General features: G+C 28.9%; 10 protein-coding genes. 2 read left to right on the forward strand and 8 right to left on the reverse strand.

What is annotated here, in order from left to right:
• Window positions 1-15: 15 nt before the first annotated feature.
• On the reverse strand, window positions 16-1,050 hold the full coding sequence (locus MKD41_RS14160) for a LacI family DNA-binding transcriptional regulator (protein WP_240242997.1): 1,035 nt from the start codon (window positions 1,048-1,050) through the stop codon (window positions 16-18).
• Window positions 1,047-3,434 (reverse strand): penicillin acylase family protein, encoded by a 2,388-nt coding sequence (locus tag MKD41_RS14165; RefSeq protein WP_240242998.1) that lies wholly within the window; start codon window positions 3,432-3,434, stop codon window positions 1,047-1,049. The genes MKD41_RS14160 and MKD41_RS14165 overlap by 4 nt, the downstream gene beginning before the upstream one ends.
• A gap of 118 nt (window positions 3,435-3,552) precedes the next feature.
• On the opposite strand from MKD41_RS14165, the gene MKD41_RS14170 reads away from it, so the two are divergent.
• Both MKD41_RS14170 and MKD41_RS14175 read left to right on the forward strand, forming a co-directional pair.
• A complete protein-coding gene (locus MKD41_RS14170; protein ID WP_240226457.1) occupies window positions 3,553-4,035 on the forward strand; it encodes a hypothetical protein in 483 nt (160 codons plus the stop codon).
• Window positions 4,025-4,225 carry a helix-turn-helix transcriptional regulator gene (locus tag MKD41_RS14175; protein WP_240242999.1) on the forward strand — a complete coding sequence of 67 codons (201 nt, stop codon included), beginning with the start codon at window positions 4,025-4,027 and terminating at the stop codon, window positions 4,223-4,225. The genes MKD41_RS14170 and MKD41_RS14175 overlap by 11 nt, the downstream gene beginning before the upstream one ends.
• Before the next feature lie 87 nt (window positions 4,226-4,312).
• Here the strand turns inward: MKD41_RS14175 and MKD41_RS14180 are convergent, their stop codons facing one another.
• From MKD41_RS14180 to lpdA, 6 genes are all read right to left on the reverse strand, one after another.
• On the reverse strand, window positions 4,313-4,828 hold the full coding sequence (locus MKD41_RS14180; protein WP_240243000.1) for a DinB family protein: 516 nt from the start codon (window positions 4,826-4,828) through the stop codon (window positions 4,313-4,315).
• 2 nt (window positions 4,829-4,830) lie between these two features.
• A complete protein-coding gene (locus tag MKD41_RS14185; protein WP_240243001.1) occupies window positions 4,831-7,419 on the reverse strand; it encodes a phosphoenolpyruvate carboxylase in 2,589 nt (862 codons plus the stop codon).
• Window positions 7,420-7,515: 96 nt separating this feature from the next.
• Complete coding sequence (locus MKD41_RS14190) at window positions 7,516-7,881, reverse strand: hypothetical protein (RefSeq protein WP_240243002.1); 366 nt, start codon at window positions 7,879-7,881, stop codon at window positions 7,516-7,518.
• Between the two features lie 52 nt (window positions 7,882-7,933).
• Window positions 7,934-9,292 (reverse strand): tRNA lysidine(34) synthetase TilS, encoded by a 1,359-nt coding sequence (gene tilS, locus MKD41_RS14195; RefSeq protein WP_240243003.1) that lies wholly within the window; start codon window positions 9,290-9,292, stop codon window positions 7,934-7,936.
• 111 nt (window positions 9,293-9,403) lie between these two features.
• Complete coding sequence (locus MKD41_RS14200; RefSeq protein ID WP_240243004.1) at window positions 9,404-10,726, reverse strand: anthranilate synthase component I family protein; 1,323 nt, start codon at window positions 10,724-10,726, stop codon at window positions 9,404-9,406.
• Window positions 10,727-10,851: 125 nt separating this feature from the next.
• Complete coding sequence (lpdA, locus tag MKD41_RS14205) at window positions 10,852-12,252, reverse strand: dihydrolipoyl dehydrogenase (protein ID WP_240243005.1); 1,401 nt, start codon at window positions 12,250-12,252, stop codon at window positions 10,852-10,854.
• Between the last annotated feature and the right edge of the window lie 189 nt (window positions 12,253-12,441).

Raw genomic sequence — 12,441 nt, forward strand, 5'->3', positions numbered from 1 at the left:
AATTTCACTTTTTAGTTAAAACTTTATAAAAAGTTTTTTTGTTGAATCTCTTTCAACCAATTTAGTTTTTATAACTTCAGTTTTAATATCGTTAAACTTAATTTTACCTTCTAATTTATCTATAAGTCGTGTTGCAGCAATTTCACCAGTTGTATGGGCAAAACGATTTACACTGGTTAATGGAGGAGATCCATATCTAGATAAAATACCATTAGTAAACCCAATAATTGATACTTCTTCAGGAATTTTAATATTTCTATTGTTTAGTACTTGTGTTGCAATAGCTCCAGAAACTTCATCTACAGAAAAGATTCCATCTACTTCGTTATTGTCTAACATATTATTAATTCGCTCAAGCAGGTTGGTTTCGTCTTCTTGTTTAAGAATTAGGTTTTCGTTTGGAGTTATACCATATTTTGTAAGAGCTTTTAAATACCCTTTTATTCTAGATTTGTTTATGTTTAAGCCTTCAGAAGTTGAAATTATTGCAATATTTTTACAGCCAGATTTCATTAGAAAACGAGTTGCTTTATACGCACTTTTAGTATTGTCTGTTACAACTTTGTCACAATTAATATCTTTGTGTATACGGTTGTATAAAACAATAGGGGTTTCTTCGTCTAAAATATCATGAAAGTGATCGAATTTTTTTAATTTTAGAGTTTCAACTGAAATACAAGCAATAAAGCCATCAATAGTACCATTGGAAAGCATTTCCATAGTTTCTACTTCTTTCTTATAAGATTCATTAGTAATACAAGTAATAATACTATACCCTTTTTCTGTAGTTACTTTTTCTATTCCACGTAATGCTCTTGCAAAGTAATAATTTAAAATATTTGGAATAATAATACCAATTGTTTTGGTTTTTTTGTTTTGTAAACTCAGTGCAAGCGTATTGGGTTTGTACTTATGAAGTTTGGCATACTCTTGTATTTTACTTTTTGTTTCGTCACTTATTTCATAACTATCATTTAAAGCTTTTGAAACTGTTGAAATTGAAACACCTAATGCTTTTGCAATTTGTTTTATGGTTATTCGTTTATTCATTTTTTTGGCTGAATAGTTAATTTAGTTGAACTATTAATAATTTCTTCTTTATTTAGTTTCATTTTTCTGAATTCTCCGTTGTTGTACATTTCGGCTTGATCTTTATAATGTTTGCTAAATGGGTTTCCAGATTGACCTGTTGGCAAGATACTAATACTATTTTCAATATCCGAAAAATCTATAATTCTTCTTGTAGAAGGACCCGAATTTACCGTATATAATCCAGTTTCGTTATAATCGTAACCTCTATTGTCAATAACTTCTCTAGCTCCTTTTATAGGAAATGGGCCTACATTAAAATATTTTTTTAATGCAGCTATTGTTCCTAACGGATGGCCGTGTTCTAAAGTATGTACTTTTCCCCATTTCCAACCTTTTATTTCTACTCCAAGTTGTTTTTCTAATGAGGTAACAGTTTCAACTAAAGATTTTGATAAAATATCTTTTCGGGTTTCGGTGATGTTTTTAGTTGTAATATTATCCCACCAAACGGATGAATCTTTTTTAATTAAATCTGCAATAGTTCTCTTAATTAAATGAGTGCTCATTAATTGCGTAAATAATTTATCGCCCAATTCATCTTTAAGCGTATTTTTTAAATATAGATAAATCCATTTATTATAAATAGTTGGGGCAATTTTATCTGGTGTGTTTGATCCGTCCCAGTATTTTAAAATTGAAATTGCGTCTTGTTCTTTTTCTGAAAACGAAGTATGGTCAATTATTTTTGTAAATTCTTTAATTAAATCTGGAGCCACTGCAGAGGTAACATCGTTAATCATACTTGCCATATCTTCTTTGCTCCAATTGTCTTTTGGAGCTAAAAGTTGCACTATTCTTTTGGCTCTGTCTTCTGGTAAATAATATCCTGGATACAGGCTGTTTGCAATAGTGTCTGGTTGGTTATTGGCTGAATATACGTAATTCCAAGATGGGTTTTCTGCCATTGGATTTTCACTAAAATTTAAGTATTGTGTAATTTCGTCTTCACCAGAAGCACCATTTAAAATAAATTTACTATTTACATGAGGTTTGTGCTTGTACAATTTTCCGGTTGCCCACCAAGCAATATTACCATTAGTATCTCCATACATAATATTTAAGCCTGGAGCGTGAATCATAGAAGCACCTTTTTTAACATTTTCCATTTTAGTGGCTCTAGAAATAGTATGTAATGCATCTAAAACTACGCCATCTAATTGTGTGTAAACCCAAGACATTGCAATTGGATCTGTTTCAGAAACTGTTTCTAAAACATCGTTTATTATTGGACCATGATGAGAATTTCTAACTGTAATTGTAATAGGTGATGCATCTTTAATTTTTATGGTTTTAGTAGCAGATGTGTACTCTAAATAATCATTTTTAAATTTGTATTTATTTTTTTCTGAAGGATGATTTTCTTCTTTGTAAAAGTCAATATCATCGTTTTCAAACATGGTTAAACCGTAGGCGTAATTGTGATTATGTCCTAATAACGGAAATGGAACTCCTGCAATATAATAGCCATACATTTCGAAATTTGGAGCTGTAATATGCGCTTCGTACCAAGTTCCTGGCTGTGAATATGTAATATGTGGATCGTTAGCAAAAAGTACATTTCCAGTATTTGTTTTGTTGGCAGAAACTACCCAACTATTGCTTCCAATAAAAGGTGGAACTGGTGATTTTTTTATAATTTCACTTACACTGGCAACTATATTAGTGTAGTTTTCAACTGTTTGTTTGGCGTTTTTTATAAGCGTAGTTTTAGAATCAATAGTTATATTTAAGTCTTTTAAATAATTTGTTCCTAGTTTTTCTTTTATTGCTGAAAGCAGTGGGTCTGTTTTATGAGCCATTGCAAAACTAAAAGACATATACCCTAAAATATTGTAAATATCTTTTAGTTGATAATGCTCTTTTTCTATTCCTATTAAAGTAAATTCAATGGGAGTAGGGCCATTGTCCATAAACTGATTTATACCATCTAAATATGCAGTGGCTAATTTATAGGTTTCGTTATTCGTATTTATTTTATCAATTGATTTAATAGCTGCTTCTTCAATTCCTAAACTTGCAAAAAACTTGTCGTTTTGAAGCATATCTTCACCAAAAATCTCCGATAATCTTCCTGGAGCAATTCTTCGCATTAATTCCATTTGCCAAAGTCTATCTTGCGCATGAGTATAGCCTAAAGCAACCATAGCATCTAATTGATTTTCTGCATAAATATGTGGAATTCCAAAATCATCAAAATAGATTTCGGATTTGTTTTCAATTCCAGTTAATTTTAAATCTCCAGAATAATTTGGTTTTAAACTGTTGAAGTACAGTATGCCACTAATTATTGCAAATACTACTATAATAATTATTAATAGAAGTATTTTTTTTAAAATTTTCATGTAGCGTATCAGTTTTACAAATTCAAAGATACGTAATTTTACGAAACCGCAATAGTAAAAATTACTTGTCTATATGTAAAATAAACCTTACATTTGAGAATATTTTAAACGATATAATATGAAATCACGATTTTTATTTTCGCATAAATACAAACCATTAGGTTGGATTTTATTTTTGGTTGGAATTATTTTAGGAGTAATTTTAACTTTAAATGAATTTGAATTTCCAAAATGGGAAATGTCTGTTTTTCCATTATTTAGTGAAGAAAAAGGGTTTTTAACATCTAATCCCATTTTTCAATGGTCTAATAATAATATTGCAGACGAACTGGCTTCAATTTTATTAATAATTGGAGGGATTTTAGTCTCATTTTCAAAAACAAAAGATGAGGATGAGTATATTTCTAAAATTAGAATGGAAAGTTTAATTTGGGCAACTTATGTAAATTATATAGTGTTGATTTTGACTATACTTTTTGTGTTTGATTTAAGTTTTCTTAACGTAATGATTTATAATATGTTTACTATTTTGTTATTTTTTATAATGCGTTTTCATTATGTTTTGTATAAAACTAAAAAGTCTACTAGTTATGAAGAATAATATAAAAGTAGAACGTGCTATACATAATATAACTCAAGCCAAGCTTGCTGAAATTATAGGAGTAAGTAGGCAAACTATAAATGCTATGGAGTTAAATAAATATGTACCTTCAACGGTTTTGGCTTTAAAAATATCCGAAATTTTTAAAAAACCTGTGAACGAAATTTTCTTTTTGGAGGATGGAGATTAGATACTATATAAGCTTTAAAACATAAAAAGTCTAAAAGGAAATAGGTAGCTAAAATTTAAATTTTAGCTACCTATTTTTTTTAAATAGTTATAGATACTTTTCTTTAATAATATTTAAATGATGTATTTGATGTCCTGCAATAATAAAGCCTAGTGCTCTAACAGTTATATCACTATTATTTGCAGAGCCAATCATTAAAAACATTTCTGGTGTAAAACTTTTAAATAATGAAATTGTGGCATTTCTAACTTGAGTAAATTCTAAGAGTATGTCCTTAAAATTACGTTCACTTCCATTAGAATAAGTTACATACCAATCTTCATCAAAACCAGGTAAATTAGTAGCATCATTTCTTGAAAAACGCAAAGCTCTATAGCTTAAAACTCGTTCTGCATCAATAATATGCTGTACTAATTCTTTTATGTTCCATTTTCCATCAGCATAACGATAGGTTAGCTTTTCTTCAGAAAGCTGACTAAGAGTTGCAATTAAATCATTTAATGAAGATTTTAAAATTGTTTGTAAATCAACTTGACCTAAAGCTTTTATATAATCGCTATAAAATGGTGCATATTCGCTGTTATTTAAATGTACAGAATTCATTTTTAAGCAGAATTTCTACTGGCATTTATATTTCCAAATAATGAACGTGTAACCATTTTTTCAAATATTTTCAATAATTCAGGATCAGTATTTTCGCTTTTTTGCAATTTTTGAATATTGATTAAAGCAAATTGTTGAATAGTTATTAGTGGTAATACAATATCTTCACGTATGTCAATTGATGCTTTACCAACTTCGTTTCCTTGCATTAAAGCAGAATAACCAGTTAGTTTTAAAATTAAGCGATGCGTAGTTTCATACTCTTTAAAAATTACTTTCCAAAACTCGCCAAATTCTTCATCTTTTTCCATGTATTGTGTTAGCCCAAAAAATGATTTTGAAAGCGACATCATACTATTTCCTATTAATGTTTTAAAGAAATCTGAACTGTTGTAGAAATCAATTAGTTTATCAAATTCTCCATTATTTTCATACTTTTTTAAAGCAGTTCCAACTCCATAAAAACCAGGTACATTTTGTTTTAACTGACTCCAAGAACCTACAAAAGGTATGGCTCTTAAATCTGCAAAGTTTAATTCATCACCACTAGAACGTTTAGATGGTCTACTACCAATATTAGTTTTTGCATAATATTTTAAAGTACTCATGCGCTCTAAATATGGTAAAAATTTAGGGTGATTTTTAAATTCTGAATATGCTTGGTAACTTAACGAAGCTAAGTCATCCATAATTTCAATATTGCTTTCGGTCATAACATTGTTAGCATTGCTAAATAATTCGTTAGCAATACCGGCACTTAATAATTGTTCTATATTATATTGTGCAGCATCTTGTGTTCCAAAATTAGAGCTAATTGTTTGTCCTTGAACGGTTAATTGAATTTCTTCATTTTCTATAGTTGGACCTAAAGATGCGTAAAATTGGTGTGTTTTTCCACCACCACGAGCTGGAGGTCCACCACGACCATCAAAAAATATTACTTTAATGCCGTATGCTCTAGAGATTCTTGTAAGACTTTCTTTAGCTTTAAATATAGCCCAGTTTGCCATTAAATAACCGCCATCTTTTGTCCCGTCAGAGAAACCAAGCATAATGGTTTGTTTATGCCCTCTTTCTGCTAAATGTGCCATATATGCTTTGTTTGCATATAATTTATCCATAACACTTTCAGCATTTTCTAAATCTGTGATAGTTTCAAAAAGTGGGATAATATCTGCAGTAATATTATGATTAAATCCGCATAAATTAAACATAGCAAATGTTTCCATTACATTTACTGCTTTTTGATTATTGCTAATTATATAGCGATTTGCACCACGTTCTCCATTGTTTTTTTGAATGGATTTTACGGCAAAAATAGAACCTAAAGTTTTAGAAACCATTTCATTTTCAAAAATAGAAGGGTCTATAGAACCTTTAACTTTAGAAAGTATTTCTATTTGTTCATCTTCAGAAAGATCTAAATAATTTTCTGGAAATTCTGTATTTCCATGTTCTTGTAAGGTAGTTACAATTTCTGAGAAAACATTGTGGTGTACACGACTGTCTTGTCTAATATCTAATGTTGCAAAATGGTAACCAAATAAATGTACTTTATTTATAAAGTTATTAATTTCTTCTAGATATAACGATTGATGTTTTTCAACAATAATAGTTTTAATTTCTTCTAATTTAGCAATAAAATCTGTTAAAGATAGCATAGTTCCTAACTCTGGGTCTACACTATTGTCGAACAACAATTTTTCTAATTCGTTAATAGAATTTTCAACACCGGTAAATGTTAAACGTTTCTTTAAAATTCTAATATCTCTGTAGTAATTTTTTAAAATTGTTTGTTTTAAACGTTTGGCAACATTTAATGTAATTTCTGTTGTTACAAACGGATTTCCATCGCGGTCACCACCTGGCCAAAAACCTAAATCAATAATTTGGTTAGGAATTTTATTACCATCAAAAATATTACTTTGTATGTAGTTGTAAGTGTCTGAAACAGAGTGGTAAAAAACGTTTTCTAAATACCAAATTAAACTAACTGCCTCGTCGTAAGGAGTTGGTTTTTCGTGTTTAAAAAATGGTGTTTTTCCTAATTGAGCTAATAATTTATTAATTAAAAGCAAATCGTTTTTTTCAATTGCATCAGCCAAGTCTGTAATAATTCCTAATACTGGACCTGGATAAAATTGTGTTGGGTGTGCAGTTAAAACAATACGAACTTTAAAATCTTCTAAATATTTTTTTAAAGCTTCTTTTTTGTTTTCTTGCGCAGCTATTTCTTTAGAGTTTCGCATGGTTCCAACACCATCCATATTGTTTACCGTTGGAAATGCAGCATCTTCAATAGCATCAAATAAAACAACTTGACGTTCTATATATTGAATAAATCTGAAAAGCAGATTTATTTTTTCTTCTTCTGAAGGGTTTTGTTGGTAGGTTTTAAAGAAATTTTCTACAATTTCTGTAGGGTTTAATTTCTTAGAAAATCCATCTTTACATATTTCGTGAAACAGTGGTAATAGTACACCTGTTTTAGTAATTGTATCAAATGGAAGTGTCATAAATATACTATTATATATCTGGTATTTAGACAGTACGTTTTCTTGAAACCGTGTTAATTTTGGTTGCTTATGCATCTTTTTTAGTTATTTAGCCGAAAATTACAAAACGTTAATTAAAAAAACTGTTTTTAAAACATTAATTTAACGAAATCGTTTTTTTTGTGAATGATTTTATTTTTTTGGATTACGTGGAAGGTAAAGTTTAGAAACATCAAAAAAACTTTGTTCTAAATCGCGTTTGTTTTGAAGGTCTTTAAAAGTTTCAAAAACAAAATCGCTTGCTTTGTTTATGTTTTTAAGTGGAATTGAAAAATAACCGTTTTCAATATTGTTAATATCAACAAAAAGAAGCTTATACTGTTTTAAATTTAGCTTATTGTTGGTAATAAAAGTACTATACTTATCATTTAAAATATCTTTAGAATAAATGCTTTTAGGTAGTAAGCTATCTTTAAATACTACTTTTGTTTCTTGTGAAAAACAAATGTTGTAAGTAATAAAAAAAAGTATTAGTAAATAAAATTTATTTGAAAACATAGTATTAGATATAAGTGAAAATAAGAGTATTAAGTTACATGTTTTTTTGAATTTAAACTAATTTATATTTTATTTTTAATAATTTAGAAGTGGTCTTTGTTACTTTAAAGCGCTCGTCTAGTCGTTTGCCAATTACCCAAATTATTGTATTGTCTAAGGTACATAAAATCCATGTATTTTCTTTTTCTAGCAACGACATTTTTTCATCTTTAAAAAATTTGCTAAGTTTCTTTTTACCATTTAAACCAATAGGGTAAAAGTAATCTCCTTTTTGCCATTTTCTTATAATTAATGGAAATTGAATTTTATCACAATCAATAGAGATAGTATTGGGTTTGTTAAAAATTAATTCTTCTAAAACTTTATTTTGATGATTTTTTGTATCAAAAGGAATGTCTATATTTTTAAATTTAAGCTTTATCGGAACTGTTATTTTTGAAGTGTTTTTAGTAATTTTATAGGTAATTGGTTTTTTAATAGTTGCAATTTCAGATAAAATTAAAACATCTCTATCTTTAAGTAATCTATGTGTTTCGCTAAAAATTTGTTTACCACTTTGCGCATCTAATAACGCAGTTACATCATTCCATTCTGTAAAATTATATGCTTTTAGCAGTTCGTATAAATATATTTTAGGATTGCTTAATTGTTTCAGTTTTTCGATATTAAAATGAGTTTCGTTTTTAGTTGTAATACTTACATCATTTTTAATATTTTCTATACAATTTTGTACAATTTCTTGGCTTGCTCTTAAATTTTCTAGAGTGTTATTTAAAGAATCTAATAAGTTTGGATTTATTTCTTTTAAAAAGGGAACTACTTTGTGTCTAATTTTATTTCGAACATATTTAATTGAAGAATTACTTTGATCTTCCCGCCATTGAATTTTATTTTTAGTAGCATAAATCAAAATATCATTTCTAGAAAAAGGGAGTAACGGGCGTACTATAGGTCCATTAACTTCTGGTATTCCGGTTAAACCATCTAAACCAGTTCCTCGAGTTAAGTTTATTAAAACAGTTTCAATAATATCGTCTTTATGATGTGCTGTAATTATATAATCCAACTCATTTTCTTTCATGATTTTTTCAAACCAATTATAGCGTAATTCACGCGCAGCCATTTGTGTTGAAATACCCTTTTCTATAGCATAATTTTCGGTGTCAAATTTTACAACAGCACAAGGTATTTTTAATTTTTTTCCTAATTCAGTTACAAATAGTTCATCTTTGTTGCTATCTTTTCCGCGTAATTGAAAGTTGCAATGTGCTAAAGAAATTGGATATTCTAGCGAATGCATTAGGTGTGTTAAAACTACGCTGTCTATACCTCCAGATATAGTAATCAATAGTTTTTTACCATTTAAAAATGCTAAATTTTTATTGATGTGTGCTTGTAAAGCTGTTTTCATTGCGTAAATATAATTAATTCTAAGTGTTTGGAATTTATTTTTTGAATTTAATGAAGCTGTCAAAAAATATTAAAATCGTTATGCTAAAAGAAGTTCGGGTTGACATATAATTTACTTTTTCAACTTTCGACTATCTATGTTTAATAAAACTTGTTTCATAGCTTTTGCTTTGAGTAGGCATTCTTCATACTCTTTTTCGGGTATAGATTGTGCGGTAATTGCTCCTCCAACAGAATAAGAAACATAATTATTAGATTTATTATATAAAATACTGCGTATTATTACATTAAAATCGAAATCTCCTTTTGGTGTAATATACCCAACAGCACCTGAATATAAACCGCGTTTTGTTACTTCTAAATCTTCAATAATTTTCATTGCAGAAACTTTTGGAGCTCCGGTCATACTTCCCATTGGAAAAGTGTTTTTTATAATATCAATAGGGTGAACGGTTGGTTTTACTTTACATGAAATAGTTGAAATTAATTGATGTACTTGTTCAAAAGTATAAACTTTGCATAATTCATCAACTTTTACGGTTCCTTTAATTGCCGCACGAGATAAATCGTTTCTAACCAAATCAACAATCATAATGTTTTCAGCACGCTCTTTTGGGTTGTTTTCTAAAGCTGTAATTAAATTTAAATCTTCTTGTTTAGAAATTGCTCTTTTTGCGGTTCCTTTTATAGGTTGAGAAATTACGGTAGCTCCATCTTTTTTTAAATAACGTTCTGGCGAAGCAGAAAGTAAAAATTTAGTATCTAATTTTAAGAATGCTGCAAAAGGAGGTTTAGAAATATGATTTAAATTTTGATAGACTTCAACCGGATCAATTACTGCGTTTTCACAATAAAATTCCTGACAAAAATTGGTTTCATAAATAGCTCCTCGGTGTATATGTTTTAATACCGAATTTATTTTTTTAAAATATTCATCTTTATGAATGCGAAGCTTTATTTTTAATTGCTTTTTGTTTACTAGTTTTTGCTTGTTGTTTTTTCGTAGATTGATTTCATTTAAATCTGAATGAATTTCAGAAGAAAATGGATTCAAATATTTAATTTCAACTGTATTTCCTTTTATGAAGAATAATTTTTTAGGTTGAAAAAAATATAAATCAGGAAAATGTAGGTTGTCAAAATTATTAGAGGTTAAATTTTCAACATCATTTTTTAAATCGTAACTTAAATAACCAAAAATATAATCGTTTGTAGTGGTTTGAAATTCTTTTAATTTATTGAAGGCGTTCTTGTAAGATGATTTAATTTCAGAAAAACCATCTACAGCCAAAACAGCATCAAAATTTGAATGTTTTTGTTGATAGTTGTTACTATCTAACCAAACAGCAGTTTTAAATTGCTGCGCCCAAAACAGCAATTGTGTTTTGAGTTTAGCAATATTTTCTGATTGAAATTGATAACTTGTTCTATTCATTTCGGCAAAAATAAAAAAGTCATTTCAATTTGAAATGACTTTTTTTGTATATGTGACTCCTGCGAAGGTAGGAATCTATTAATTTGTTGAGTGCTATTCTAAACTTTTTAACTTTTAACTAAAAATCAACTATGTATTGCTCTATCATTTACAGCTAAACAAGCTTCTTTAAAAGCTTCGGTAAACGTTGGGTGTGCATGTGATGAACGTGCAATATCTTCACTAGATGCTCTAAACTCCATAGCGATAACTGCTTCAGCAATCATATCTGCTGCTCTAGCACCAATCATATGAACTCCTAAAATTTCGTCAGTTTCAGCATCAGCTAATACTTTTATTTGTCCATCTAAATCCATACTTGCTCTTGCTCTACCTAAAGCGCGCATTGCAAAAGAACCAGTTTTGTATTTTACACCAGCTTCTTTTAATTGCTCTTCAGTTTTACCAACTGCAGCAACCTCTGGCCAAGTATACACAACACCTGGTATTAAGTTATAATCTATATGTGGTTTTTGACCTGCAATTATTTCTGCAACCATAGTTCCTTCTTCTTCAGCTTTGTGAGCTAACATGGCGCCTTTTACAACATCACCAATAGCATATATATTAGAAATATTTGTTTGTAAATAATCGTTGGTTTTAATTTGTCCACGATCAGTAGTTTTAATACCTACGTTTTCTAATCCCAATCCTTCAGTATAAGGTTTTCTACCTACAGAAATTAAGGTGTAATCTCCTTTAAATTCGGTTGGGACACCTTTTTTGTTGTCGGCAGTAACAATAACTTCATCTCCATTGTTTACAACTGAAGTTACTTTATGACTTGTAAAGAATTTAATTCCTTGTTTTTTTAAGGATTTTTGCAATTCTTTTGATAGCATTGCATCCATACCAGGAGTAATAGTTGGCATATATTCAATAACTGAAACTTGCGAACCTAAACGGCTGTAAACAGAACCAAGTTCTAAACCTATTACACCACCACCAATAACAATTAAATGTTTTGGTATTTCGGTTAAACTTAAAGCTTCGGTAGAAGTAATTACTCTTTTTTTATCAATTTCAATAAATGGTAAGGTTGATGGTTTTGAGCCTGTAGCAATAATAGTTTTTGCAGCTTCAATCTCTTCAGAGGTACCATCTGCTTTTGTAATTGTAATATGCGTAGCATCTTTAAAACTTCCAACACCTTGTAGTGTGTCAATGTTATTTTTATCCATTAAATAATTGATACCACCAGAGGTTTGTGAAACTACTTCATTTTTTCGTGTAATCATTTGTTTAAAATTCACTTCTAAACCTTTTGTTTCTATACCGTGTGTTGCAAAATGCTTAGTTGCATCATAATAATGGTGCGATGAATCTAACAATGCTTTTGAAGGGATACACCCTACATTTAAACAGGTACCGCCAAGAGTATTATATTTTTCAATAATAACAGTTTTTAATCCTAATTGTGCGCAACGTATTGCAGCAACATACCCTCCAGGTCCAGAGCCTATAATGGCTACATCATATTTATTCATAATAATTTTTCTATTAGTAAGTTACAAAAATATAATATTATTTATTGAATTGAAGAAATATAAAAATATTTATAGTTAAAATTAATTTTAAAGAGTGTTTTCTGCTTGTGTGTTTGGTCTTAAGTATTTGTTTTTCAGTTTGATAGTTTGTTTTTTTGTTGTTTTATTATTTTTATGATGCTATTTTTT

The organism is Lutibacter sp. A64 (genome assembly GCF_022429565.1).
Lineage (GTDB): Bacteria > Bacteroidota > Bacteroidia > Flavobacteriales > Flavobacteriaceae > Lutibacter.